This is a genomic window from Ferrovibrio sp., assembly GCF_041906005.1.
Classification (GTDB): Bacteria; Pseudomonadota; Alphaproteobacteria; order Ferrovibrionales; family Ferrovibrionaceae; genus Ferrovibrio.
The window spans coordinates 2662798-2687974 of sequence record NZ_JAYRJY010000001.1 but is presented as its reverse complement, the minus strand read 5'-3'; the positions used below and the strand labels follow the sequence as shown (position 1 = coordinate 2687974).

General features: G+C 61.7%; 22 protein-coding genes and 1 tRNA gene. 7 read left to right on the top strand and 16 right to left on the bottom strand.

The annotated features are described in order from the left end of the window. Positions 1–98 precede the first annotated feature (98 nt). Together ACE3OO_RS13175 and ACE3OO_RS13170 are read left to right on the top strand one after the other, a co-directional pair. The gene (locus ACE3OO_RS13175; protein WP_374303608.1) at positions 99–1130 is read left to right on the top strand and encodes a polyprenyl synthetase family protein; all 1032 of its coding nucleotides are present in this window, start codon (positions 99–101) and stop codon (positions 1128–1130) included. Between the two features lie 119 nt (positions 1131–1249). Then, positions 1250–1326: transfer RNA gene (locus tag ACE3OO_RS13170), tRNA-Pro, on the top strand. 44 nt (positions 1327–1370) lie between these two features. On the opposite strand, the gene ACE3OO_RS13165 is transcribed toward ACE3OO_RS13170, so the two are convergent. The 9 genes from ACE3OO_RS13165 to ACE3OO_RS13125 all read right to left on the bottom strand — a co-directional run bounded on the left by ACE3OO_RS13165 (position 1371) and on the right by ACE3OO_RS13125 (position 11822). Continuing rightward, positions 1371–2282 (bottom strand): DMT family transporter, encoded by a 912-nt coding sequence (locus ACE3OO_RS13165; RefSeq protein ID WP_374303606.1) that lies wholly within the window; start codon positions 2280–2282, stop codon positions 1371–1373. A 138-nt stretch (positions 2283–2420) separates the two neighbouring features. Then, positions 2421–3608 (bottom strand): ABC transporter substrate-binding protein, encoded by a 1188-nt coding sequence (locus ACE3OO_RS13160; RefSeq protein WP_374303604.1) that lies wholly within the window; start codon positions 3606–3608, stop codon positions 2421–2423. 179 nt (positions 3609–3787) lie between these two features. Beyond that, positions 3788–4981, bottom strand: a complete 1194-nt coding sequence (locus ACE3OO_RS13155; RefSeq protein ID WP_374303602.1) for an ABC transporter substrate-binding protein — start codon at positions 4979–4981, stop codon at positions 3788–3790. Positions 4982–5171: 190 nt separating this feature from the next. Next, positions 5172–6350, bottom strand: coding sequence for an ABC transporter substrate-binding protein (locus ACE3OO_RS13150; protein WP_374303600.1), 1179 nt, complete (start codon positions 6348–6350; stop codon positions 5172–5174). Between the two features lie 42 nt (positions 6351–6392). Next, positions 6393–8291 (bottom strand): long-chain fatty acid--CoA ligase, encoded by a 1899-nt coding sequence (locus ACE3OO_RS13145; protein ID WP_374303598.1) that lies wholly within the window; start codon positions 8289–8291, stop codon positions 6393–6395. A gap of 39 nt (positions 8292–8330) precedes the next feature. After that, positions 8331–9119 (bottom strand): ABC transporter ATP-binding protein, encoded by a 789-nt coding sequence (locus ACE3OO_RS13140; RefSeq protein ID WP_374303596.1) that lies wholly within the window; start codon positions 9117–9119, stop codon positions 8331–8333. A gap of 4 nt (positions 9120–9123) precedes the next feature. Next, entirely contained in the window at positions 9124–9882 is a 759-nt protein-coding gene (locus tag ACE3OO_RS13135; protein ID WP_374303594.1) for an ABC transporter ATP-binding protein, read from the bottom strand. After that, positions 9879–10955, bottom strand: a complete 1077-nt coding sequence (locus ACE3OO_RS13130) for a branched-chain amino acid ABC transporter permease (RefSeq protein WP_374303592.1) — start codon at positions 10953–10955, stop codon at positions 9879–9881. Before ACE3OO_RS13130 ends, ACE3OO_RS13135 begins: the two co-directional genes overlap by 4 nt. A gap of 12 nt (positions 10956–10967) precedes the next feature. Beyond that, entirely contained in the window at positions 10968–11822 is an 855-nt protein-coding gene (locus tag ACE3OO_RS13125) for a branched-chain amino acid ABC transporter permease (protein ID WP_374303590.1), read from the bottom strand. A gap of 173 nt (positions 11823–11995) precedes the next feature. On the opposite strand from ACE3OO_RS13125, the gene ACE3OO_RS13120 reads away from it, so the two are divergent. Continuing rightward, the gene (locus ACE3OO_RS13120) at positions 11996–12910 is read left to right on the top strand and encodes an MBL fold metallo-hydrolase (protein ID WP_374303588.1); all 915 of its coding nucleotides are present in this window, start codon (positions 11996–11998) and stop codon (positions 12908–12910) included. 5 nt (positions 12911–12915) lie between these two features. Here the strand turns inward: ACE3OO_RS13120 and ACE3OO_RS13115 are convergent, their stop codons facing one another. The 3 genes from ACE3OO_RS13115 to ACE3OO_RS13105 form a co-directional block, all read right to left on the bottom strand. Continuing rightward, positions 12916–14259: a ferric reductase-like transmembrane domain-containing protein gene (locus tag ACE3OO_RS13115; protein ID WP_374303586.1), complete on the bottom strand. Its 1344-nt coding sequence runs from the start codon at positions 14257–14259 to the stop codon at positions 12916–12918. 241 nt (positions 14260–14500) lie between these two features. After that, positions 14501–16150, bottom strand: a complete 1650-nt coding sequence (locus tag ACE3OO_RS13110; RefSeq protein ID WP_374303584.1) for a 3-(methylthio)propionyl-CoA ligase — start codon at positions 16148–16150, stop codon at positions 14501–14503. A gap of 145 nt (positions 16151–16295) precedes the next feature. Beyond that, positions 16296–17090, bottom strand: coding sequence for an enoyl-CoA hydratase/isomerase family protein (locus ACE3OO_RS13105; RefSeq protein WP_374303582.1), 795 nt, complete (start codon positions 17088–17090; stop codon positions 16296–16298). A 272-nt stretch (positions 17091–17362) separates the two neighbouring features. Here ACE3OO_RS13105 and ACE3OO_RS13100 point away from each other — a divergent pair, with 272 nt between their 5' ends. After that, positions 17363–18106: a TorF family putative porin gene (locus ACE3OO_RS13100; protein ID WP_374303580.1), complete on the top strand. Its 744-nt coding sequence runs from the start codon at positions 17363–17365 to the stop codon at positions 18104–18106. A gap of 60 nt (positions 18107–18166) precedes the next feature. On the opposite strand, the gene ACE3OO_RS13095 is transcribed toward ACE3OO_RS13100, so the two are convergent. Continuing rightward, positions 18167–18787, bottom strand: a complete 621-nt coding sequence (locus tag ACE3OO_RS13095) for a thiamine phosphate synthase (protein WP_374303578.1) — start codon at positions 18785–18787, stop codon at positions 18167–18169. A gap of 14 nt (positions 18788–18801) precedes the next feature. On the opposite strand from ACE3OO_RS13095, the gene ACE3OO_RS13090 reads away from it, so the two are divergent. Then, a complete protein-coding gene (locus ACE3OO_RS13090; protein ID WP_374303576.1) occupies positions 18802–19497 on the top strand; it encodes a YggS family pyridoxal phosphate-dependent enzyme in 696 nt (231 codons plus the stop codon). A gap of 6 nt (positions 19498–19503) precedes the next feature. Here ACE3OO_RS13090 and ACE3OO_RS13085 read toward each other — a convergent pair whose 3' ends face one another. The 3 genes from ACE3OO_RS13085 to ACE3OO_RS13075 form a co-directional block, all read right to left on the bottom strand. Further along, positions 19504–19773: a hypothetical protein gene (locus tag ACE3OO_RS13085; protein ID WP_374303574.1), complete on the bottom strand. Its 270-nt coding sequence runs from the start codon at positions 19771–19773 to the stop codon at positions 19504–19506. Positions 19774–19856: 83 nt separating this feature from the next. Next, on the bottom strand, positions 19857–21431 hold the full coding sequence (gene serA / locus ACE3OO_RS13080) for a phosphoglycerate dehydrogenase (protein WP_374303572.1): 1575 nt from the start codon (positions 21429–21431) through the stop codon (positions 19857–19859). Between the two features lie 70 nt (positions 21432–21501). Next, entirely contained in the window at positions 21502–22689 is a 1188-nt protein-coding gene (locus ACE3OO_RS13075) for a phosphoserine transaminase (protein ID WP_374303570.1), read from the bottom strand. A 286-nt stretch (positions 22690–22975) separates the two neighbouring features. Here ACE3OO_RS13075 and ACE3OO_RS13070 point away from each other — a divergent pair, with 286 nt between their 5' ends. Further along, positions 22976–23653: a response regulator gene (locus ACE3OO_RS13070; RefSeq protein WP_374303568.1), complete on the top strand. Its 678-nt coding sequence runs from the start codon at positions 22976–22978 to the stop codon at positions 23651–23653. Further along, positions 23650–25053 (top strand): ATP-binding protein, encoded by a 1404-nt coding sequence (locus ACE3OO_RS13065; RefSeq protein ID WP_374303566.1) that lies wholly within the window; start codon positions 23650–23652, stop codon positions 25051–25053. The genes ACE3OO_RS13070 and ACE3OO_RS13065 overlap by 4 nt, the downstream gene beginning before the upstream one ends. Positions 25054–25177: the final 124 nt, after the last annotated feature.

The following is a 25177-nucleotide window of genomic DNA, read 5'->3' as shown; positions in this document are numbered from 1 at the left end:
GGAACAACGGCTTAACAAAGGGCGGCGCTTGACCGGTTTCGCCATCCCACTATGCTCCAGCGGAACAGCTTAACACAATCACGGGCATCATCCGCGCGATGCAAACGGCATCCAAATCCCAGTTCGACAGCCGGCCGGCAGCCAAAACGGCACCCAGCATCGAGCCCCTGCGCGCCTTGGTGGCCGACGACATGGCCGCGGTTAACCGCGAGATCATCGCCCGCATGGCCAGCGATGTCAGCCTGATCCCCGAACTGGCCAGCCATCTGATTGCGTCCGGCGGCAAACGCATCCGCCCATTGCTGACACTGGGTGCGGCCAGGCTGTGCGGCTATGGCAGCGACAAGCACGTGCTGCTGGCCACCTGCGTCGAGTTCATCCATACCGCCACCCTGCTGCATGACGATGTGGTGGACGAAAGCGACCGCCGCCGCGGCAGCGCCACCGCCAACGTGCTGTGGGGCAATCAGCCTTCGGTGCTGGTCGGCGATTTCCTGTTCAGCCGTGCCTTCCAGCTGATGGTCGAAACCGGCTCGCTGGAAGTGCTGCGCATCCTGGCCAATGCCTCGGCAGTGATCGCCGAGGGTGAGGTGCTGCAGCTGATGACGGCAAACGACATGGATTCCTCAGAGGCCGATTACCTCAAGGTGATCGAATCCAAGACCGCCGCGCTGTTTGCCGCCGCCTGCCGGGTCGGTGCGGTGATCGCCGACCGACCGCAGGCCGAGGCGCAGACGCTGGACGATTACGGCCGTTATCTTGGCATCGCCTTCCAGCTGGTCGACGACGCCCTGGATTACGCCTCCGACGGCGCAACGCTGGGCAAGAATACCGGCGACGACTTCAAGGAAGGCAAGGTCACCCTGCCGATCGTGCTTGCCTTCAACAAGGGCAGCGTGGCGGAACGGGAATTCTGGCGCCGCACCATCGAGCAGCCGGAACAGCAGACGGCGGAAGACTGGCCCCAGGCCCTGCGCTATATCCAGCGCCACGGCACCATCGAGGAAACCTTGGCCCGTGCCCGCCATTACGGCCAGAAGGCCCATCAGGCCCTGGAGCTGTTCGCCCCTAGCGCCATGCGCGACGCGCTGGCCGAGGCGGTTGATTTCGCCATTGAACGGGCCCTCTAAGCCCCTGATCGGACAGGCAATCGGCGTCTGGCCGATTTCTGGGGATTGATCCGGGATTCAGCGGCCGGGCCGCTTGCGGGGCGGTCGCCCAGGCGCTATACAGGCGCCCGCGCCGGTGTCGGAGTGTAGCTCAGCCTGGTAGAGCACTAGCTTCGGGAGCTAGGGGCCGGAGGTTCGAATCCTCTCACTCCGACCAGCGCGCGTATCTCCCGACATCCCCCCGACACTCCCTGTCGCACCCTATTCCGTGATCAGTGGCGGCACCGCCGTGCGTTTCATGGTCTCGCGCCACAGAATGTAGAGCCCACTGGCCACCACGATGATGCAGCCGATCCAGGTCTGTGCGTCGGGGAAATCGCTCCACACATACCAGCCAAACATTACCGACCACAGCAGGTGGGTATAGTCGAAGGGCGCCACCACGGCGGCCGGGGCGAGACTGTAAGCCCGCGTCATGAACAACTGTGCAGCACCGCCGAACAGGCCGACGCCCAGCAGCAATGGCACATCGCGCCAGACCGGCATAACCCAGACGAACGGCAGGGCCAGCGCGGTGACAATGGTGCAGAACGCCGTGAAATAGAAGGCAATCGCCGTGGAGGGTTCGGTGCTGCTGAGTTTGCGGATCTGGATCATCGCCAGTGCATAAAGCAGGGTGGCCGCCACCACGATCAGCGCCCCATTCTGCACCATGCCGATGCCGGGACGCACGATCACCAGCATGCCGACAAAGCCAACCACGATAGCCGACCAGCGATGCAGGCCTACGCGCTCGCCCAGCAACCAGACCGACAAACCGGCAATGAAGATCGGGCCGGAAAAAGCAATCGCCGTCACGTCAGCCAACGGCATGAACTGATAGGCCGAGAAGAAACCGAACATCGCGGCCAGGCCGAAGCCCGACCGCACGGTATGGGCGCCCAGGCGATGCGTGCGCAGCACCGAGAAACCCGCCGGGCCACGCGCCACCATCCATAAAATCGGAATCAAGGCGCAAAGGCTGCGGAAGAACATGATCTGCAGCACCGGGTAGCTGGCGGTGAGCCATTTCACCAGTGCATCCATGCAGCCAAACAACGATACGGCCAGGATCATGAAACCTATGCCGCGCGAGGTTTGCGGCAGGGCGGCGAAAGTTGGCAATACGGGCATGGAAACCGCAGAACGGAGACAGCAATGGCCCGTTTTGCCATGCCTATCGGATTAATGCACCTGCCACCTTCAGGCGACGGGCATAAAAAAAGCCGCAGCCGGTACAGACCGGCTGCGGCGGTCGGTTTCAGGCGGGGTTCAGCTGCCGTAACTGACCGGACCCTCGATCAGCACGAAGCGGCCTTTCTGCACCTGGAACAGGAAGCTGGAATTCGAGCCGAAATGCTTGTTCGGCCCAAAACTGGCTACCGGCCCGCCGAAGATGTCGCGATAGCCATTGATGCCCTCCAGGGCGGCAACGAACCGGTCCACATTCGGATCCTTGCCAGCCTTGTCCAACGCGATGGCAACGAGATCCATCAGCGCGTAGCCGTAAACAGCGCCGATGTTGGGGTCATTGCCGAATTTCGCCTTGTAGCGATCCATCCAGGCCACCACGGTCGGATTGGCCGTATCACGATAGGGCAGTACCGTGCCGGCCATGGTGTACAGACCCTCGGTGGCGCCGCCGGGTGCACCGGCAACGATCTGGTCGTAATTCGCCGACTGGCCGAGGAAATCGACATTCCAGCCCATCTTGCGCGCCGTGCCGTAGGGCACGATCGCATCGCGGATGATCGTGCCCAGCACGACCAGATCGCAATTCGCCGCACGCAGCTTGGCGATCTGCGCGGTAAAATCCGTATCGGCCGGCTTGTTGGTGGCGGTTTCCACCAGTGGCAGGTTCATCGCCTTGGTCTGATCCTGTGCGGCCTCAAGGATTTCCTTGCCGAAATCGGTGTCCTGATAAAGCGTGCATATTTTCTGTTTGCCCTTGTTGGCAACCATCCATTTGATGCCGGCCCGGATCTGATCGTAATACGTGGCGCCGAGCGCGAATTTCAGCTTATGAAACGGCTCGTGCATCTGCCGTGCCGCGGTGATGGGAAACAGGTTCGGCACCCCGGCCTTGAGCTGATCAGGCAGCACCGCGTTGTTCATCGGCGTACCGAGCGCGCCGGCCATGAGGAAAATGTTGTCGCGGTTGATCAGCTTGTTGGCCGCCTGCACGGCACGCGGCACCTGGTACTGGTTATCCTCCACGATCAGTCGGATCTTGCGGCCATGGATGCCGCCCTGCTCGTTGATCTCGTCGATACGCAGCCGCATCGCGTTGGCGGAATTGACGCCATAAGACGCCGCCACGCCGCTGAGATCGGTGTGCATGCCGATCACGATTTCGGATTTGCTGACGCCGCGCACCTTGGCTGATTGCGCCAGTGCGCCAGTGGCAAAGCTAATGGCAATGGCCGCCGCAGCGACCGCGAGTACTGATACCCTACGCATGCGGACCTCCCCATGGGTGTTATTGTTTTGCGGCTAAAGTCTAGCCGGGAAACAAAACCGGTCGCAGCGCAAAGTTACGTTACGTCAATGCCACTGACCTATCTTTTGCGGCGCAATAAAAACGCCCGCGGCCGAAGCCGCGGGCGTCTGGAGCCGAAGCCGGTTCCTGTGTTTCCGAGTTAGTATTTCAGCGGGCCGGCAATCTGGGTGAAGCGGCCCTTCTGGATCTGGAAGAACAGGACTTCAGTGGTGCCCTGATGCTTCTGCGGACCAAAGCTGATCACCGGGCCGCCGAAGATATCGCGATAGCCGGAGATGCTCTCCAGCCCCTTGAGGAACTTCTCGGTGGTTACGTCCTTGCCCGCACGGTCCAGCGCCGTGATGATCAGGTCGGCGATGTTGTGGCCATAGACGGCGCCGATATTCGGATCGGTGCCAAACTTGGCCTTGTAGGCATCCCACCAGGCGGCAACCGCGCCGGTGGCCGTGTCGCGATAGGGCATCACGGTGCCGGCGCCGACATACAGACCCTCGGTGGAACCGCCCGGCGCGGAAGCCACGATCTGATCGAAGCTGGCCGACTGGGCGACGAAATCGACATCATTCCAGCCCATCTTGCGCGCGGTAGCATAGGGCACGATCGCATCACGCACGATGGAGCCCATGGCAACCAGATCGCAGCCGGCCGTGCGCAGCTTGGTGATCTGCGCGGTGAAGTCGGTGGCGATCGGCGTATTGGTGGCGGTCTCCACCACCTGCATGTTCATTGCCTTGGCCTGGTCCTGGGTCGCTTCCAGGATTTCCTTGCCGAAGTCGGTATCCTGATAGAGCGTGCAGATCTTTTTACGACCGTTCTTTTCGACCAGATATTTGATGCCGGCCCGGATATGGTCGTAATAGCTGGAGAAGGTCTGGAACTTCAGCTCATGGAACGGTTCGCTCATCGAGCGCGCGGCGGTGAGCGGTGCCAGATTGGGCACGCCGGCCTTGAACTGGTCAGGGAATACGGCGTTGTTGTGCGGCGTACCCAGCGCACCGGCCATCAGGAATATCTTGTCGCGGTTGATCAGCTTGTTGGCGGCTTGCACCGCGCGCGGCACCTGGTACTGGTGATCCTCAACGATCAGGCGGATCTTGCGACCATGCACGCCACCCTGGGCGTTGAGTTCCTCGAATTTCAGCCGCATGGCATTCGACGAACTGACGCCATAGGACGCAGCCGGACCGCTGAGATCGGTATGCATGCCGATGACGATCTCGGACTTGGTGACACCGCGCACGCTCTGCGCATTCGCCGCGCTGGAGACTGCACCGGTGGACATAACCGCAATGGCGGTCGCCGCAGCGACGCCGAACCCTTTTACCCCACGCATTCCACTCTCCCTAAAAAGTTTATTATTTGCCCGACAAGACTAGCCGGATGCCAGGCTGCGGCATAGGGATTTTATTGCATCCCCATTAGCCTTCACGGGGCATCGGTGGCGCAAAAAAGAAACGCCCGCGGCCGGCGCCGCGGGCGTTTCCGATTGCTTGATTCTCCGATTGCTTGATTCTTTGGCCTGCTCAGTATTTGAGCGGGCCGGCGATCTGAACGAACCGCCCTTTCTGAATCTGGTACAGCAACACCTCGTTGGTTCCCAGATGCTTCTGCGGGCCGAAATTGATCACCGGGCCGCCGAAGATGTCACGATAGCCCGTGATGCCTTCCAACGCCTTGAGGAAGCCCTCGGTGGTCAGATCCTTACCGGCCTTGTCCAGCGCGGCGATGATCAACTGCGCCGTATTGGTGCCATAGACGGCACCAATATTCGGGTCGTTGCCATATTTGGCCTTATAAGCATCCCACCAGGCCGCCACGGTGGCATCGGCGGTATCGCGATAGGGCATCACGGTGCCGGCGCCGACATACAGCCCTTCCGTGGCGCCGCCTGGCGCGGAAGCCACGATCTGGTCGAAGCTGGCCGACTGCGAGACGAAATCGACATCGGTCCAACCCATCTTGCGGGCCGTGCCGTATGACAGGATGGCGTCGCGCACGATGGCACCCAGCATGACGATATCGCAGCCCGCCGCGCGCAGCTTTGTGATCTGCGCCGAGAAATCGGAATCGGCCGGCTTGTTGGTGGCGGTCTCGACCACGGGGATATTCATCGCCTTGGCCTGGTCTTTCACCGCCTCGAAGATTTCCATGCCGAAATCGGTATCCTGATAGAGCGTGCACAGCTTTTTGCGGCCGTTCTTCTCCATCACATACTTGATGCTGGCGCGGGTGTGATCGTAGTAGCTGGAAATGGTCTGGAACTTCAGCGGGTGATGCGGCTCAACCATCGAACGCGCCGCCGTCACCGGATTGATGTTCGGGATGCCGGCCTTGAACTGGTCGGCGAACACCGCGTTGTTCATCGGCGTGCCCAGCGCGGCAGCCATGATGAATATCTTGTCACGGTTGATCAGCTTGTTGGCGGCCTGCACCGCGCGCGGCACCTGGTATTGGTGATCCTCGACGATCAGCCGGATCTTGCGGCCGTGGATGCCACCGGCGGCATTCGCCTTGTCGAATTCCAGGCGCATGGCATTGGACGAGCTGACGCCATAGGAGGCCGCCACGCCGCTGAGATCGGTATGCATGCCGATCAGGATTTCCGACTTGCTCACACCGCGCACAGACTGCGCCTGAGCCACACCCGCAAAAGCCACGGCAGACAACAGGGCCGCGGTCACCGCTACCGACTTGATACGCATTTCTGTCTTTCCTCCTCCAGATAATTTCTTGGCCGCGGCGGATCACTCGCCGCCGGCATACATCTCGTCGATCATTGCCTTGTATTTTTCGTTCACGAACTTGCGCTTCAGTTTCATGGTCGGCGTCAGCTCGTCGTCTTCGGCGGTCAGCTGCTGGTCGATCAGGCGGAATTTCTTGATGGTTTCCACCCGGGCGAAGTTCTTGTTGACCCGCTCGATCTCCTGCCAGATCAGGTCCTGCACCTCCTTGGCGCGGCATAGCGACGCGAAGTTGGTGAAGGGCACGTTCAGGTCCTGGGCGTATTTCACCACATTGTCGTGATCGATCATGATCAGGCAGGTGAGGTATTTACGCCGGTCTCCAATCACCACCGCGTCCGAGATATAGGGGCTGAATTTCAGCTGGTTCTCGATTTCCGACGGCGTGATATTCTTGCCACCCGCGGTGATGATGATGTCTTTCATGCGGTCGGTGATGCGATACCAGCCTTCGTTGTCGACGGTGCCGACATCGCCGGTATGCAGCCAGCCATCCACGATGGTCTCGGCTGTCTTGGTGGGATTGTTCAGATAACCCATGAAGACATGCGGGCCCTTGAGCAGGATTTCGCCTTCCGGGCTGAGTTTGACCTGGGTATTGGGCACGGCCTGGCCGATGCTGCCCAGCTTGACGCGGTATTGCGGTGGCGAGGTGGCCAAGCCGACATTCTCGGTCTGGCCGTAGACCTCGCGCATATCCTTCCCCAGCGCCAGATACCATTTGATCAGGTCGGGGGAGATCGGGGCGGCACCGGTGACCAGCCATTTGCAGCGGTCGATGCCGATGATGCGTTTGATATTGCGCAGCACCAGTTGATCCGCGAACCAGAAGGCGATCTTGATACCCAGCGAGGGTTCCTGCCCTTCCAGCCTGGCTTCGGCGACGCGATAGCCGATGCCAATGGCGATCTTGTAGGCCAGCTTGCCCAGACCGGTGGCATCCTTCATGCGGATGGCAACGCCGGAATAGAATTTCTCCCACAGGCGCGGCACGGCGAAGAACACCGTCGGCTGCACTTCCTGCAGGTTCTGCGGCACGGTTTCCGGGCTTTCGGCGAAATTCACCGTCGAGCCCGAACGGATCGGCCACAGCAGGGTAAAGCCACGCTCGGCGATATGACAGAGGGGCAGGAAGCTGAGCTGTTCGTCTTCCTCCATCTGCTCCAGCAGGCGGCCGGCATTCTCCATCTGGAACAGCAGATTGCGGTGGCTGATCATGGCGCCCTTCGGCGCGCCTGTGGTGCCAGAGGTATAGATCAGGATGGCCAGGTCTTCCGACTTGCCGAGCTTGAGCTGCTCGTCCCAGAAACCGGGATTGGCCTTCTCAAAATTGCTGCCCTGGGCCAGCAGGTCATCGAAGGAGAGCACCATCGGATCCTGAAAGTCCGACAGGCCTTCCATGTCGATCACGACGATCTTCTTCAGGGTCGGGCAGCGGTCACGCACTTCAAGGATCTTGTCGAGCTGCTCCTCGTTCTCGGCGATATAGACCACCGTGCGGCTGTCGTTGACGATGTATTCCACCTGCTTGGCGGAATCGGTGGTGTAGATGCCATTGGTGACACCACCGATGCCCTGGGTGCCCAGGTCGGCATACAGCCACTGCGGATTGCCTTCGGAGATGATCGAAACCACCTCGCCGCGCTTCACGCCAAGGGCCGCCAGGCCGAGGCCGGCATGCTTCACGTTCTCGCCGTATTGTCGCCAGGTGATCGAACCCCAGATGCCGAGGTTCTTTTCACGCATCGCCACCTTGTCGCCGCGCTCGCCGACCTTGCGCCAGAAATAGCGCGGCAGCGTGTCTCGCTCCATGATCTCCAGGATATCGGAGTCGACCTCGACGCCGGTCTTGCTGTCGATGGCCTTCTTGATCTGCGCTTTATTTGTCTGCGTCTGTGCCATGGCCGTCCTCCCGAACCGGCGCCTGCCCGTACTGCCGGCCTAGCGCCAGGTCTTGCGTTTTTTCCAGCGACGCTTGCCGCGCACGCCCTCTTCCTTCATGCCAAGATAGAATTCCTTGATGTCTTCCTTCTCGAGCAGTTTGGCACAGGTATCGGCCATAACGATGCGACCGACCTCCAGCACATAGCCATAATGCGCGGCATGCAGCGCCACATTGGCATTCTGTTCGACCAGCAGAATGGTGGTTTTCTGCTCGGCGTTGATGCGCACGATGATCTCGAAGATTTCCTTCACCAGCTTGGGCGACAGGCCGAGCGAGGGTTCGTCCAGCAGCAGCAGCTTGGGGCGCCCCATCAGGGCACGGCCGATGGCCAGCATCTGCTGCTCACCGCCTGACATCGAGCCCGCCGGCTGGTTCTCGCGTTCCTTCAGGCGCGGGAAATAGCCATAGACCATGTCCATGTCTTTGGCGATGCCGTCCGCATCGCTGCGGGTATAGGCACCCATCATCAGATTTTCCTTCACCGTCAGGAACGGGAAGGTTTCGCGGCCCTCGGGCACATGGCCGATGCCAAGCCGCATCACCTTGTCGGGATCCATCTTCTGGATTTCCCTGCCTTCGAAGACGACGGCGCCCTTCTGCGGGTCCATCACGCCCGAAATCGTCTTCAGGATCGTCGTCTTGCCGGCGCCGTTGGCGCCCAGCACGGTGACGATGGCGCCGCGCGGCACTTCCAGGCTGACGCCGCGAATCGCCATGATCGGGCCATAGAAGGTCTCGATATTGCTCAAGCGAAGAATGACATCGCCCTGGGTCTGCTCGGTCACGGGCTCAGCCTCCCAGATAGGCTTTGACGACTTCGGGATGGCTCTGCACTTCCTGCGGCGTGCCGAGCGCCAGCACGCGGCCATAGTTGAGTGCCAGCACGCGATCCGACACTTCGTTCACCAGCCCCATGTCATGTTCGACCATGAGCACGGTGATGCCGAGATCGTTCTTGATATCCTGGATCCACCAAGCCATGTCCTCGGTCTCTTCGGTGTTGAGACCGGAGGAAGGCTCGTCCAGCAGCAGCAGTTTGGGTTCGCTGCACAGGGCGCGGGCCAGTTCCACCACCTTGCGCGCGCCATAAGGCAGGTTCACGATCATGGTGTCGCGGTAATGCTGCAAGTCAAGGAAGTCGATGACATGCTCGACCTTTTCGCGATGCGCCAGTTCGCGCTGCCGCACGCCGGGCAGGAAAAACAGGTCAGCGATCGGGTTGCCGCCGCGATGGGCATGCCGCCCCAGCAGCAAATTGTGCAGCACCGAGGCGTGTTCGAATAATTCGATATTCTGGAAGGTTCGCGCGATGCCGAGCGCCGCGATCTCGTGCGGCGGAACTTCGGTGATGTCCTGCCCTTCGAAACGCAACCGGCCTTCGGTCGGGTTGTAAATGCGGCTAATCAGGTTGAACACCGTGGTCTTGCCGGCGCCGTTCGGCCCGATGATGGTGAATACCTGGCCCTTTTCGATGGCGAAGCTGACGCCGTCGACCGCCTTGATGCCACCGAAGTTGATGGCGATGTTTTCTGCCTGGAACAGCGTCACCGGAAGCGCTCCGACTTGGTGTAGGTCTTCTGCCGTTTGAACGTCGCTTTCTTGTAAAGCGGGAACAGCGAGAAATAGAGTTTGATCTTCAGCCAGCGCCCGTAGATGCCAAGTGGTTCGAACAGGATGAAGAAGACCAGGATGACGCCGAACAGGCCCGGTTCGAGGCCCGGTTGGCGGGAAATGCTCTCGGGCAGATAGTCGCGCAAGATGGCGATCAGCTGCGGCAACGATCCAACGAAGATCGCCCCGAAAATGGCGCCATGGATCGAGCCAAGCCCCCCCACCACGACCATCAGCAGCAGTTGGATGGAAAGCAGGATGTTGAAGGCATCCGGCGCCAGGTAGCCGATCTTGTGGGCGAACAGCGTGCCACCAAAGCCGGTAAAGCCAGCCGACACGGCAAAGGCCAGGGTCTTGTAGGCGGCAAGGTTGACGCCCATTGACTGTGCGGCAATTTCCGAATCACGGATGGCGATGAAGGCGCGGCCGGTTGGCGAACGCAACAGGTTGAGGGCCACCAGCACGGCCAAGATCACCGCGCCCATGGTCAGGTAGTAGAAGAAGCGGTCGTCGGCGATGCTGGTGCCGAAGATTTCCGGTCGATCCACCGGGAAACCCTTGAAGCCGCCGGTGACATGCTCCCAACGGATCAGGATCTGCTCGATGATGAAGGCAAAGGCCAGCGTGGCAATCGAGAGATAGATGCCAGTGAGCCGCAAGGCCGGGAAACCGATCACCGCGCCGATGAAGGCCGACAGCAACGTCGCCACTGTCACCGAAATCACGAACGGAACGCCCAGCCCCAGCAGCACGGCATGGGTATAGGCGCCTATCCCGAGGAAAGCGGCATGACCCAGCGACACCTGACCGGTATAGCCGGTCAGGATCATCAAGCCGATGCCGACGATGGAGAGGATGAAAACATAGGAAATCTCGCCGAGCCAGAAATCCTCCAGCACGAACGGCGCCGCCAGCAGCGCCAGCAGCAGCAGGCCATACCAGAAGCGGTCCACGTTGTCGCGGAACAGGTTGATGTCCTGGTTGTAGTTGGTCTTGAAGAAGAAGCGCATCTGGTAAGACCCCTACACCCGCTTGCGGCCGATATTGCCGAACAGGCCCTGCGGACGCAGGAACAGCACGGCCAAGATCACCACATAGGCAGCCACATCCTTGAAGCCCTCAGGCAGGTAAACACCGGAGAATTGTTCGATCACGCCGATCACCAGACCGCCGATCACCGCGCCCGGGATCGAGCCAAAGCCGCCCAGCACCGCAGCCGCGAAAGCCTTCAGACCGAGCAGGCCAATCGTGACATCGATCAGAGCCACCGGCGCCAGAAGGATGCCGGCCACCGCAGCAACGCCAGCCGAGATTGCCCAGATCAGCGAGAACACCATCTTCACGGGGATGCCCATGTAATAGGCCGCAAGCTGGTTCTGCGAGGCGGCCTGCATCGCCACACCAATACGGGTGTAGCGGAAGAAGGCATAGAGCGCGCCACAAAGGATGGCCGTGCCGGCCACGATGGAAACGTTGACGTCGGCGATGACGAAGCCGCCCACCTTGGTCACGCCATCGGTGAAAGGCGTGGCAAACGCCCGCGTCTCCGTGCCCCAGATCATCGAAGCGGCGGCGCGGAAAATGAAGCCCAGCCCGATGGTGAGCATGACCACAGAGAATTGCGGCTGGCCGATAACCTGACGCAGCACAAGGGTATCCAGCGCGTAGCCGAATACCGCCATGACCAGGATCGCGCCGATGAAGGCGAGCCAGTAATTAAAGCCCATGCCCTCGATCAGCGTGAATGCCACGAAGGCACCCAGCATCATCAGGTCGCCTTGGGCGAAATTCACCATTTCGGTGGCTTTGTAGATCAGCACGAAACCGAGTGCGATAAGGCCGTAAATACAGCCTGCCGCTAACCCGTTCAGCAGCAACTGGACTATCTCAGACAGTTTGCCGTCCTCCCAGAATTTTATTGCCGGCGATTCTTGGTGTCGCCCTGGCGAGGTGGCACATTAAGGAAGCAATGCGGGTACGGTCAATCGGATTCACGCTCGGCTGAATGCTAATCACTTGACGTAACGTCAATTTTTGCGAGGCTGCTGATATGTCAGTCCCCTTCGTCAAGACACTGGATTTCAGTTACGGCGCGATCGCCGAACTCAGTCCGCTCGTGCGCCGTGTAGTGGCCCGCAACCCCTCTGCCTTCACCTTCCATGGCACCGGCACGTATATCGTCGGCCGCGGCAAGGTGGCGGTGATCGATCCCGGCCCTGCGGATGCGGCGCATATCGACGCCCTGACCGAGGCCCTGCGCCACGAAACCGTCACCCATATCCTGATCACCCATACCCACCGCGACCATTCACCCGGCACAGCCGAACTGCAGCGGCGCACCGGAGCGCCCAGCCTTGCCTTCGGACCACATCCTCTGCCCCAAGGTGGACCGGCAGTGGAAGAAGGCGGTGATCATGACTTCCGGCCCGACCATCTGCTGCGCGATGCCGACATAGTGCAAGGCGATGGCTGGACGCTCAAGGCCCTGCACACACCAGGGCATATCTCGAACCATCTGTGCTTCGCTCTGGAGGAAGAGCAAGCGCTGTTCACCGGTGACCATGTGATGGGCTGGTCGACCACGGTGATCTCGCCGCCCGATGGCAACATGACAGATTACTACGCCTCCTTGCACAAGCTGCTGCAGCGCGACGAGCGGCGCTACTATCCCACGCATGGCGCGCCGATCGACCGCGAAACAATTGGGCACAGCCCGCAGGATTTCGTGCGCGCACTGATCCATCATCGCGAGCATCGCGAACATCAGATCATGGAATGCCTGAAGGCCGAGCCGCAAACCATCCCGCAGATGGTGCGGGCGATGTATGCCGACGTTCCGCCCTATCTCCATTTCGCCGCGGCGCGTTCCGTGCTGGCACACCTGATCCACATGGTTGGTGATGGCCGCGTGCGCATCGAAGGCGGAGAAACTGCCGACGAACGCGCACTTTATCGCCTCGGTTAAATTATTCAGCGCAGGTCGAACAGTTCCTGATGGAATTGGCTGGGCGGGAAGCCGCGCGCTTCCATCGCACTCCGTAACGCATTGCCGAAGGCCGGCGGACCGGCAAACCAAATGCCGGCCTCTGCCCAGTCGGGGACCATCTGCTCCAGCCGGTTGATGTCCAGCCGGCCATCCTGTTGTTCGATCATCAGATGAAACCGCACGCCCGCCTTCTCGGCCAGATTCCGGATGGCATCGATGAAGGCGGCGGCCGGCGCCCGCGTCGTGTAGATCAGATCCACCTTGCCTTCGATATGCCGCTGCCCCATGGCCTGCAACCCGGCAATGAATGGAGAAATCCCCATGCCTCCGCCGATCCAGATTTGCCGGCGCCGCACGCCACCGAAATCGAACCGCCCATATGGCCCCTCCACGACCACGCTTTGACCGGCAAACAGCTGGTGCGGCAGGCCGCGGGTATAGTCGCCAAGGCCCTTGATGCTGAAGGCCAGTCGTCCGTCGCGCTGCCAGGCCGACGTCATGGTGAAAGGATGCGCCCCTTCGCCTCCACCAAAATCGACAAAGGCGAATTGCCCGGCCTGATGTCCAGGCCAGGCGGTGGTGAGCCGGATACCGACATCCAGCACCGCATTATCCTCATGGAAACGCAGTGTTTCGATCACGCCGACGGCCTTGCGCGCGGTGCCGATGCGACGCAACAGCGATATGATGGCGGCCACCGAGCCGGCCATCATCAGCAAGATCAACAACGGGCCAGCGGGCTGTGCCCAGTAGCTGCGATCCATCAGAATGATGGAGTGAAAGACCAGCACCAGATAAACGGCGGACAGCAGCCGGTGCGCGGGCAAGAAAAAGCGATAGGGAAATTTCTTCCACAGCGCCAGCGTCACCAGGACCAGCAACAGATAGAAACCCCATTCGCCCAGATCGCCGGCTATGCCGCGCCAGTCGCGGAATGGATCGAAGCCTACGGGCACGTCTGCCACTGCGCCAACCGGTGGGCGCGGGCGGGGCGCAAGCCAGCCTTGCTGCACCGCCCAGCGCGGCGCGTTTTCACAAAGCCAGTGAAAAACCGAAAGCAGCGCTCCCGCTATGCCGAGCCATTTATGTAGGCGGTAGAATTTGTCGAGGCCACCAAGCAACCCTTCGACCTGCACCGGCCGGGCGGCCAGGATAACAGCGACCGACAGGCAGCCGATGGCAAGGATACCGCTGTAATAGATCAGGCTGTTACGCAGGCGCCAGAAACCGGAGGTCAGCGCTTCCATCGGGATGCTGAGCAACCAAACCACCGTCAGCGCGACAAGGATCGCAATAAAGACAAGCTTGAGTCTGGCGACGACGGACATGGCAAACTCCCAGGGCTGGGAATACTTCCGGTCGGCGCAGGCACGATATCGACCGGGTTGCACCAAAGCATAGCAGCGCCGCGACACGCGGCCTTGCGGCAGATCAAGGTTAATTACCCAAACCGACAGCGCGATCTGCTAAACTTGTTAAATAGAACGTAAAAAAGCGCCCCGGTTGTCCCGGGGCGCCCTTCATGCAGCACTTTCCGCGACGCTTACACGCCGGGCCCCGACTTGGCGCTTACGCGCCGGGTGTCGGCAGTTTGTGGTCTTTGAACTGCTCGCGCAGTTTGGTCTTGAGCAGCTTGCCGGTTGCGGTATGCGGCAGTTCGGTCACGAAGACGATGTCGTCGGGCAACCACCACTTGGCCACCTTGCCTTCCAGGAAAGCCATCAGTTCGTCCTTGGTGGTTTCCTGGCCGGCCTTCTTGATCACCAGCAGCAGCGGGCGCTCCTGCCACTTGGCATGAGCCACGCCGATCACCGCGGCTTCCTGCACGGCCGGATGACCGACGGCGGCATTTTCCAGATCAATAGAGGAGATCCATTCGCCGCCCGACTTGATCACGTCCTTCGAGCGGTCCGTGATCTGCATGTAGCCGTCGGGATCAAGCGTGGCGACATCACCGGTGGTGAACCAGCCATCCTTGTCGAGCACGTTGCCGCCCTCGCCCTTGAAATAACCGGCCGTGATCCACGGGCCGCGTACCCGCACATCGCCAAAAGCCTTGCCGTCGCGCGGCAATTCGTTGCCGGCATCGTCGGTGATCTTGATCTCGACACCATAGACGGTACGGCCCTGCTTGGCCTGCACGTCGAGGCGCTTTTCCAGCGGCAGGTCGGCATGCTTCTTGAGCAGATTGCCGGTGGTGCCAAGCGGCGACATCTCGGTCATGCCCCAGGCGTGGATGACGAAGCAGTTAAACTGCTTGGCGAAGCGCTCGATCATCGCGCGCGGCGCAGCCGAACCGCCGATCACGCAACGCTCCAGCTTGATGTCCGTCTTGGCATCGAGGCTCGGATTGGCGTCGATATGCTGGAAGAAAGCCAGCCAGACCGTCGGCACGCCAAGCGAGAAGTTGCATTTTTCGTCGCGCAGCAGCTCGTAGACGCTCTTGCCGTCCAGCGCCGGGCCGGGAAATACCAGCTTGGCGCCGCTCATGCAGGCGCCATAGGGCACGCCCCAGGCATTGGCATGGAACAGCGGCACGATCACCAGCGCGCTGTCGGCCGACCCGAGATTGAGCCCATCGCGCTGGCACACCGCATATGAATGCAGCACGGTGGAGCGATGCGAATAGAGCACGCCCTTCGGATTGCCCGTGGTGCCCGAGGTGTAGCATAGCGAGGAGGCCGTCTTCTCATCGAAGACCGGCCAATCGAACGTGCCGCTTTCCTTACCAATCAGATCCTCGTAGCAGAGCAGATTGGGGATCTTGCTGTCCTTCGGCATATGCGCCGCATCGGTCATCAGCACGAAGCCCTTCACACTCTTCAACTGCGACGCCAGCTTCTCGACGATCGGCACAAAAGTCAGGTCGAAGAACAGATACTGGTCCTCGGCATGATTGACGATGTAGTCGATCTGCTCGGGGAACAGGCGCGGGTTGACGGTATGCAGCACCGCGCCCATACCGGAAACGCCGTAATAGAGTTCAAAATGGCGATAGGTATTCCACGCCAGCGTGCCGATGCGGTCGCCCATCTTGACGCCGAGCCGGGTCAGCGCATTGGCCAACTGCTTGGAACGATGGTTCAGGTCGCGATACGTATAACGATGGATCGGGCCTTCAACGGTGCGCGTCACGATCTCGGTATTGCCGTGATACAGTGCGGCAAACTCGATCAACGACGAAATCAGCAACGGACGGTCCTGGATAAGGCCCAGCATGCGCTTCCTCCCATTCACAAAAGCGGCGCGATTATTTAAGGTGGGCGCAGTCTAGGATCGGTGCCTGCTGGCCGCAAGCCGGCGCGGCATGATGGTGCGCACACTTCCCTTGCGACACCCCGCAGCAGCAACCTGCGGTAAGACCTCAGCGCCCCTTGAACACCGGTTTGCGCTTGGCCAGGAAGGCATCGCGCCCCTCAGCGAAATCCTCGCTGTTGAACAACAGGGCCTGGTTATCGGCCTCCAGCGCCAGCAAGCTTTCCAGCGGCTGCGGACCGCGAGCCAGTGCCGCCTTGGTGAAGGCGATCGGCAGCGGGGCCTGGGCGGCAAACCGCGCGGCCAGCGCCAGCGCCGCATTCAATGCCTGCCCCGGCGGCACTACCTGATCGGCCAGGCCGATCCGTCCCGCCGTCTCGCCATCGATCTCCTCGGCCAGCATCAGCAGACGTTTAACCCAGCCGGTGTCGACCCGCTGGGGCACTGTCCACAGCGCGGCCATATCGGGCATCAGGCCGACCTTGCCGAATGAGCAGCAGAATTTCGCATCGCTCGCCGCCACCACCTGGTCGCAGAGCAGCGCCAGCGACATTCCGGCGCCATAGGCATACCCCTCCACCGCCGCAATCACCGGTTTCGGGCCCGCCGCCAGCAGCCGCACCAGTCGATGCAGATTGGCCAGTCGCTGCCGGCCCGCCACGCCTGCGGTATCCTGCATCGACGAAATGTCGCCGCCAGCGCAGAAAGCCCCGCCGCTGCCGGTCAGGACGATGGCACGCACCGCCTCCCCGGCCATGGCGCTTTCCACTGCGGCCAGCAACTCGGCCCGCAGAGGCAGCGACAGGGCGTTACGCTTGGCTGGATAATTCAAACGGATGATGCGGATTGCCCCCTGCGAATCAGTTGGGGTTTCGCTCAGAACTAAGGGGGTATTCGTCGTCATATCCGCTCCTCAATAACGGAAAGGCCGCATAAAAACGCATTTTCTGCCGTTATTTTATACATGCGAAATAAAATTTCGCGCCAATCCGTGCCCAGATTTTAGTCAGCATGGCTAGTTACAAGCAGGACTGTAACCAAAGAGCCACAGTTGAAATTGACGATAGTCATATTACCCCAGAAGCATTTGTTGCACAGGAACTTGTCTGCTTATTGTCGCCGCGGGTTTCGACATTTTGGGACATCTGGAGGTAAGCCCCCATGAAGAAATTTGTAATGCGTGCCGCGTTCGCGGCCCTGGCCCTGACGGCCACAGCCCCGGCCATGGCCGAGGACCGCCTGAGCCTGACCCTGACCCCGGCCGTGGTGTCGGAATACTATTTCCGCGGCATCAGCCAGACTGACGGTCATCCGGCGGCCCAGCTCAGCGGCGAAGGCGCGTTCAAGATCAATGACACCTTCACCGGCTACCTCGGCGCCTTCGCCAGCAACGTCGACTTCAACAACAGCGTCAGCGCCGAAGTGGATTTCACCGGCGGCTTCCGTTCGACCTTTGACAAGCTGACCCTGGATCTCGGCCTGATCCGCTACATGTACCTGGACCAGCCGACCGGCTCGCAGACCTATGATTTCACCGAAGCCAAGCTGACTGCGGCTTATGACTTCGGCTTCGCCATCCCGAGCGCCGGCATCTACTACAGCCCGAACTTCCAGCTCGACTCGGGTAATGCCACCTACCTGACCGCCGGCCTGACCGTGCCGGTTCCGGTCACCCAGTTCGAACCGAAGATCGTCGCCAATATTGGCCAGCAGACGATCGACAAGCCGCAGAACTTCTTCGGCGCCGGCAATACCGACGACAAGTATCTGGACTGGAATATCGGCCTGTTCGCCTCCTACTGGGGCTTCACCGCCGGCCTGCAGTATGTCGACAGCGACCTGAAGAAGAGCCATTGCGCCGGTGGTGCGAATTGCGGCCCGGCTGCGGTTCTCTCGCTCAGCTACGCCTACACGTTCTGATCCGATCCCATCGGACGGTCTGACACAGCCGCCGCCATCCTCGGATGGCGGCGGTTTTTTTTATGCCGCCAGCCCGCCAATACCGGCAATGCCGGTCATGGGCAGACCCCGCAGGCGCCGCATACTCGCCGCATCCATCCCCCCCAGGGCATAAACGCCCAGGCCCCCGCACTGGGCCTGCCGCGCCAGCGCGGCAAAGCGCAGCACCCCAAGCCCGGTTACGCCGGGATGGCTGGCCGTGGCGAAAACCGGCGAAACCAGCACCGCATCGATCCCGGCGCGCGCCGCCCGCGCCACCGCACCGGCATCATGGGCTGCTGCCGTCATCATCCGGAACCGCCGCCGCAGCCCTGCCGCTTGCGGCAACAATCCCTGCGGCAGATGCACGCCATCCGCGCCCACGGCGCGGGCCAGTCGCGCATCCCCGGCCACCAGCAGCAGCAAACCGCGCTGCCGGCACAGGGCATTCATGGCGTGCCCCAGCGCCAGCCGCCGCGCATAAGACCATTCATAATGCCGCAGGATCACCGCACTGCCCGGCGGCAAGCGGCGCATCGCCGGCAATGGGTCGGGCAGCCGCAGGGCGTCGGTAAGCAGGATCAGCTCCGGGTGCGATGCCGGCCAGCCGCAGGGCTTTCGCCCGGCCGACCGGATTGCTAGCGTGCGCCGATGTTTCTTCATTGCCGCAACCTGCCATGACCGCATCCTCGCCGGAAGCCCCTCTCGCCCAGCGCCTTGCCGCCGTGCATCACCAGATTGCCGAAGCTGCCGCCGAAGCCGGACGCGATCCGGCCGGCGTGACATTGATCGCCGTGGCCAAGACCTTCCCGGCCGAAGCGGTAGCCGAGGCCCTGGCCGCCGGCCAGCGCCATTTTGGCGAGAACCGTGTACAGGAAGGCATGGCGAAATACCCGGCCTTGCGCGAACGCCATCCCGACCTCGTGCTGCATCTGATTGGCCCGCTCCAGACCAACAAGGTGAAACAGGCCGTTGCCCATTTCGATGTGATCCATACCGTCGATCGCGAAAGCCTGGCACAAGAACTGGCCAAGGAGTTCGGCAAAAGCGGCCGCCGCCTGCCCTGCTTCGTGCAGGTGAATACCGGCGAGGAGCCGCAGAAGGCCGGCTGCGCGCCGCGAGATGCCGATGCCTTCATCGCCACCTGTCGCGCGCTGGATCTGCCCATTGTCGGGCTGATGTGCATCCCTCCGGCCGACGAAGAACCCGCGCCGCATTTTGCACTGCTGAACAAGATCGCGAAACGCAACGGGCTGACCCAGCTCAGCATGGGCATGAGCGGCGATTTCGATACGGCGGTGATGCTGGGCGCAACCCATGTCCGCGTGGGCAGCGCCATCTTCGGCGGCCGCAGCTATGCGCCGGCAGCCTGAGAGATTTCAGTTCTTCTTGGTCGTGCCGCCCGAGGCGAGCGTGACCTTGTCGCCCGCGATGACGAACGTCACCGAGCCATCGCTGGTCTTGTAACTCCACTGCTCCAGCGGACCGAGCTTCTGGATTTCCGTCGGTCGGCCCAGTGCCTTTTCCAGTTCGGCCTTGGTCCCGGCCTTCTCGGCCTTGCGCAGGGCCTCGTCGGTTGATGGTGGGCCGCAGGCAATCAGGGCCAACGGCAGCATCATGGCAAAAACAAAACGGGTCGGGCGGGCCATGGCAGGCTCCCTGCTGAACAGAGGCACCACCAGTAAAGCGGCCGGCCCGACCCGCGTAAAGCGGCGAATCGCGCTTGACGAACTCAGAACTTCAGCGGGGTCACCTGGCGCACGCCGGGAATCGCCTTCACCTTGGCCGCAACCTCGGCCGGGATCGGACTATCGACCTCAACCAGGCAGATCGCTTCCTGGCCACGCGCGGCGCGGCCGAGGTGGAAGGTGGCGATATTGATGCCGGCATTGCCCAGCACAGTGCCAAGGCCGCCGATGAAACCCGGTTTGTCCTCGTTGGTGACATAGAGCATGTTCGGGCCGAGCTCGGCGTCGATATCGATACCCTTGATTTCCACCACGCGCGGCTTCTTGTCGGCGAACAGCGTGCCCGAGAGATGCCGCACCTTGTCTGCATGGATCGTGACACGCATCAGGGTCTGGTAGTCACCCTCGCGGTCATGCTTGACCTCGGAGACCTCGATATTGCGCTCCTTGGCCACCAGCGGGGCATTGACCATATTGACGCTGTCGAGCTGCCGGCGCAGCAGGCCTTCCAGCACGATGGCGGTCAGCGGCCGGGTGTTCAGCTTGGCGACATGGCCTTCATACTCGATGATCACCTTGGTCAGGTTGGCTTCCGCCAACTGGCCGACGAAGCTACCGAGTTGTTCGGCCAGCTTCATATAAGGTTTCAGCTTAGGCGCGTCCTCCGCCGAGACCGACGGCATGTTCAGCGCGTTGGTGACGGCACCCGAGATCAGGTAATCCGAGATCTGCTCGGCCACCTGCAAGGCGACATTCTCCTGCGCTTCGTTGGTCGACGCGCCCAGATGCGGCGTGGCGATGAAGCGCTCGTGGCCGAACAGCACGTTCTCCTTGGCCGGCTCGGTGACAAACACGTCGAAGGCCGCGCCTGCGACGTGGCCGCTATCCAGAGCCGCTTTCAGGTCGGCTTCGTTGACGAGGCCGCCACGGGCACAGTTGACGATGCGCACGCCCTTCTTGCACTTGGCCAGCGTCTTGGCATCCAGGATGTTCTTGGTCTGCTCGGTCAGCGGGGTGTGCAGGCTGATGAAATCGGCGCGGGCCAGCAGTTCATCCAGTTCGACCTTCTCGATGCCCAGCGCGGTGGCGCGCTCGGGGGTCAGGAACGGATCGTAGCCCACCACGCGCATCTTCAGGCCCTGGGCCCGGTCGGCCACGATGGAGCCGATATTGCCACAGCCGATCAGACCCAGCGTCTTGCCGTACAGCTCGACGCCCATGAAGCGGTTCTTTTCCCACTTGCCGGCCTGGGTGGAACGGTCGGCCTGCGGGATTTCACGGGCCAGCGCCATCATCATGGCCACGGCATGTTCGGCAGTGGTGATCGAATTGCCGAACGGCGTGTTCATCACGCAGACGCCACGCGCGGTGGCGGCCGGAATGTCGACATTGTCGACGCCGATGCCGGCACGACCGACGACCTTCAGCTTGGTGGCGGCTTCCAGCACCTTGGCGGTGACCTTGGTGGCCGAGCGGATCGCCAGGCCGTCATACTCGCCGATGATGGCGAGCAGTTCCTCGGGCTTCAGGCCCGTCTTGATATCGACCTGCACGCCGCGCGACTTGAAGATGTCGACGGCGGCGGGGCTCAGTTCGTCGGAAATCAGAACCTTGACCATGGAATCGTCCTCGAATTTTTGGATGGAAGAAAAACGGGCGCCGCTGACGCGACGCCCGTTCAAAGCGTGATCAGGCGGCCGCGGCCGGCTTGTAGGTGGCCTTCACTTCCGCGAAGGCCCAGTCCAGCCAGGGGCAAAGGGCGGCCACATCGGCAGTTTCCACCGTGGCACCGCCCCAGATGCGCAAGCCCGGAGGCGCGTCGCGATAGGCACCGATATCCAGCGCCACGCCCTCTTTCTCCAGCAGGCTGGCGATCTGCTTGGCCGCCGCTTCCTGATCCTTCGGACCCAGAGCAGTGAACCAGGGATCGACCACCTTGAGGCAGATCGAGGTATTGGACCGCACGGCCGCATCGCCGGCAAGGAAATCGACCCAGTCGGTCTTGGCAGCCCAGTCGGCAATCGCCTTCAGGTTGGCTTCCGAGCGGGCGATCATGCCCTTCAGGCCGCCGACGCTCTCGCCCCATTTCAGGGCGTCGATGATGTCCTCGACGCACAGCATGGAAGGCGTGTTGATCGTCTCGCCCTTGAAGATGCCCTCGATCAGCTTGCCGTCCTTGGCCATGCGGAAGATCTTGGGCAACGGCCAGGCCGGGGTATAGGTCTCCAGGCGCTGCACCGCGCGCGGGCTCAGCACGATCATGCCATGCGCGGCCTCGCCGCCGGTCGCCTTCTGCCACGACCAGGTGGTGACATCCAGCTTGGACCAGGGCAGGTCCATCGCAAACACCGCCGAAGTGGCGTCACAGATCGACAGACCTTCGCGGTTATCGGCAATCCAGTCGCCGTTGGGAACCTTCACGCCCGAGGTGGTGCCATTCCAGGTAAAGACCACATCGCGGGTCCAGTCCACCTGTTTCAGGTCGGGGATATCGCCATAACCAGCCTTCAGCGTGCGGACATCCTTGAGCTTGAGCTCCTTGGTGATGTCGCCACCCCAGCCGGAGCCAAAGCTTTCCCAGGCCAGCACATCGACGCCGCGGGGGCCGAGCAGCGACCACAGCGCCATCTCGACGGCGCCGGTATCGGAAGCCGGCACGATGCCGATCCGGTAATCGGCCGGGATGCCGAGAATCTTGCGATGCAGCTCAATCGCCTCGACCAGACGGGCCTTGCCCTCTTTCGAACGATGCGAACGGCCCACCAGGGCATTTTTCAGGATTTCGGGGGTCCAGCCGGGGCGCTTGGCGCAGGGGCCGGAAGAGAAATGCGCGGACGCCGGTTTGGTTTCGGGGTGTCGCGTGGCAGGCTTGGTCATTGTCTATCCTTCCAGATAGTAAGCGCCCCGTTGGGGGGGCGTGTCCCGCGGCCCTTCTACTCGGAGTCGACCGGCCGACGCAATGGTCAATTCGCCGCAGGCCGGTTTTTTCGGCCCTGAAACGCCCACTTCGGCATTGGAGAGGCCGTTAAATTACCGGATTGTCATCTTCAATTCGTGGCAGATCGGGCCCATGTTGGGCGGGGTCGATACACCGTAAGCTGCCGGTAAGCCGGCTTCCCGATGCTGACCGACCCGCCCGATCTGCTGTTATCCCGCCCTCCGCATGCGCCTGTTGCTGATCGAAGACGAAACCAGCCTGCTCGACCTGATCCAGCGCAATCTGGCCCGGGCCGGCTTCACTGTGGATGCCGTCGACACGGCCGACCTGGCCCGCTCGGCCCTGTCCACCTCGCGCTATGACGCTGTCATCCTGGATCTTGGGCTGCCTGATGAAGACGGCCTGGTTGTCCTGCGCGAGATGCGTAGCCGGCGCGACACCACGCCGGTATTGATCCTCACCGCACGCGATGACGTGGAGGATCGTGTCACCGGCCTGAACAGCGGCGCGGATGATTATCTGCTCAAGCCGTTTGCCATACCCGAACTGGTCGCACGCCTGAAAGCATTGCTGCGCCGGCCGAGCGGCGCTCTGGGCGTAGTGCTGGAAGCCGGCAACATCCGCTTCGATACCGCCGGGCGCGAAGTAACGGTGGACGGCAAGCCATTGGCATTGACGGCACGCGAAATGACATTGCTGGAGAATCTGCTGCGCCGTAGCGGCCGCGTGATACCAAAGCGCCACCTCGAGGAACGCGTTTATGGCTTTGATGACGACGTGACGCCAAATTCGCTTGAAGTCCTGCTGCATCGCCTGCGCCGCAAGCTGGCTGGAGGCGGTTTCTCGGGCGAAATTCATACCGTGCGCGGCGTTGGCTATATGCTGGCCGACAACGCGGCATGACCGACATCCGGCGCAATATCGCTTGGTCGTTGCAAGCCCGCCTGGCTTGGCGGTTGGGTGTCGTGTTGCTTGGCTCAATGCTACTGGTGGCCCTGGTCATCAGCCAGTATGCATGGTTCGCCCTCGACAACCTCGATGATGTCGGGCTGCAGGTTCAAGCCAGCCAGATCACCCGCCATGCGCAGATGCGTGACGGCCGGCTTGTCGTCGATCTGCCACAGGCCCTGACGCAGGCTTATCGCCAGTCAGGCGATGGCTATATGTACGCCGTGCTCGACCCGCAGGGTGCCGTCATTGCGGCCTCCAGCGACAAGGCACGGCGCAGCGTTGGCGAACTGCCGTCAACCATGCAGGCAACCACTGGCGTTGTTTTCCATCTATTGGATGCCGACGGCCATGAATCTCCCTACTACGCCATGTTCGATGGCACGGGTCTGCCGCGGGGTTACATGATTTTTGTCGCCCAGGGCGTTATCCATCCTGATGCCTTCATCGATACGCTGCTGAGCGAATTTGCCGCACGCATCGGCTGGACACTTCCGGTGGTGCTGGCAGCGGCGTTGTTCATCGCCATCTGGACCATCCGAACCAGCCTGCGGCCGATTCGGGAATTGTCGCTGCGGGCGCAGCAGATCGGCCCGGAAACCCGCAACCTTCGCTTGCCCGTACAGGGCGTGCCCGAAGAAATCCTGCCGCTGCCATTGGCGATCAACAGTGCACTCGATCGCTTGGAACAGGGCTTCGAAATGCAACGTCGTTTCACGGCCAATGCCGCCCATGAATTGCGCACGCCGCTGGCCGTGCTGACCGCGCGCCTGGCAGAACTGCCCGACGAACCGACGACCCGCCAGCTGACGCAGGATGTCAGCCGCATGAACCGGCTGGTTGCCCAACTCTTGCAGGTTTCTCGGCTGGAAGGTGCCATGCTGAAAGCCGAGCCAGTCGATCTCAACCAGATCGCCGAAAATGTGGTCGCTTTCTTGGCGCCGCTGGCCATCGGCGATGGCAAATCGGTGGCGCTGACCGCCAGCTCGAAACCGGTCTTGGTGGAAGCCTCGGCCGACGCTATCGAAAACGCCCTGCGCAATCTGATCGAGAATGCCATCGCCCATACCGCACCCGGCACAGAAGTGATGGTGATCGTATCTCCCGACGCCAGCATCGCCGTACGCGATCATGGCCCTGGCGTGCCAGTAGAACAACGGGCCCAGATTTTCGAACGTTTCTGGCGCGGCCGTAACCGGCAACACCCTGGCGCCGGCCTCGGCCTGGCCATCGTGCTGGAAACCATGCGCAGCCATGGCGGCCATGTTTCGGCCGGCGATGCCCCCGGTGGCGGCGCCGAATTTGTGTTGCAGTTTCAGCAGCATATACTGCCAATGACGAAATTCCCGGATTAATCCCTAAGCACGTAAGTTTACTGTAAGCTCGCCCACCTACGGACAACGCACCGCCCGCCCTACGTCGCAGGATCATGATGCAATCCATTGTTATGTTTTTCGGACGTCGGGCCGATGGTCGGTC

Bases quoted from the DNA above. Each gene is read 5' to 3' on its own strand.
- ACE3OO_RS13065 (WP_374303566.1), top strand. From the start codon at position 23,650: ATGACCGACATCCGGCGCAATATCGCTTGGTCGTTGCAAGCCCGCCTG.
- ACE3OO_RS13175 (WP_374303608.1), top strand. From the start codon at position 99: ATGCAAACGGCATCCAAATCCCAGTTCGACAGCCGGCCGGCAGCCAAA.
- ACE3OO_RS13130 (WP_374303592.1), bottom strand. From the start codon at position 10,955: ATGCGCTTCTTCTTCAAGACCAACTACAACCAGGACATCAACCTGTTC.
- ACE3OO_RS13120 (WP_374303588.1), top strand. From the start codon at position 11,996: ATGTCAGTCCCCTTCGTCAAGACACTGGATTTCAGTTACGGCGCGATC.
- ACE3OO_RS13165 (WP_374303606.1), bottom strand. From the start codon at position 2,282: ATGCCCGTATTGCCAACTTTCGCCGCCCTGCCGCAAACCTCGCGCGGC.
- ACE3OO_RS13090 (WP_374303576.1), top strand. From the start codon at position 18,802: ATGACCGCATCCTCGCCGGAAGCCCCTCTCGCCCAGCGCCTTGCCGCC.
- ACE3OO_RS13150 (WP_374303600.1), bottom strand. From the start codon at position 6,350: ATGCGTATCAAGTCGGTAGCGGTGACCGCGGCCCTGTTGTCTGCCGTG.
- ACE3OO_RS13100 (WP_374303580.1), top strand. From the start codon at position 17,363: ATGCGTGCCGCGTTCGCGGCCCTGGCCCTGACGGCCACAGCCCCGGCC.
- ACE3OO_RS13115 (WP_374303586.1), bottom strand. From the start codon at position 14,259: ATGTCCGTCGTCGCCAGACTCAAGCTTGTCTTTATTGCGATCCTTGTC.
- ACE3OO_RS13160 (WP_374303604.1), bottom strand. From the start codon at position 3,608: ATGCGTAGGGTATCAGTACTCGCGGTCGCTGCGGCGGCCATTGCCATT.
- ACE3OO_RS13145 (WP_374303598.1), bottom strand. From the start codon at position 8,291: ATGGCACAGACGCAGACAAATAAAGCGCAGATCAAGAAGGCCATCGAC.
- ACE3OO_RS13110 (WP_374303584.1), bottom strand. From the start codon at position 16,150: ATGCTGGGCCTTATCCAGGACCGTCCGTTGCTGATTTCGTCGTTGATC.
- serA (WP_374303572.1), bottom strand. From the start codon at position 21,431: ATGGTCAAGGTTCTGATTTCCGACGAACTGAGCCCCGCCGCCGTCGAC.
- ACE3OO_RS13155 (WP_374303602.1), bottom strand. From the start codon at position 4,981: ATGCGTGGGGTAAAAGGGTTCGGCGTCGCTGCGGCGACCGCCATTGCG.
- ACE3OO_RS13095 (WP_374303578.1), bottom strand. From the start codon at position 18,787: ATGAAGAAACATCGGCGCACGCTAGCAATCCGGTCGGCCGGGCGAAAG.
- ACE3OO_RS13075 (WP_374303570.1), bottom strand. From the start codon at position 22,689: ATGACCAAGCCTGCCACGCGACACCCCGAAACCAAACCGGCGTCCGCG.
- ACE3OO_RS13070 (WP_374303568.1), top strand. From the start codon at position 22,976: ATGCGCCTGTTGCTGATCGAAGACGAAACCAGCCTGCTCGACCTGATC.
- ACE3OO_RS13105 (WP_374303582.1), bottom strand. From the start codon at position 17,090: ATGACGACGAATACCCCCTTAGTTCTGAGCGAAACCCCAACTGATTCG.
- ACE3OO_RS13085 (WP_374303574.1), bottom strand. From the start codon at position 19,773: ATGGCCCGCCCGACCCGTTTTGTTTTTGCCATGATGCTGCCGTTGGCC.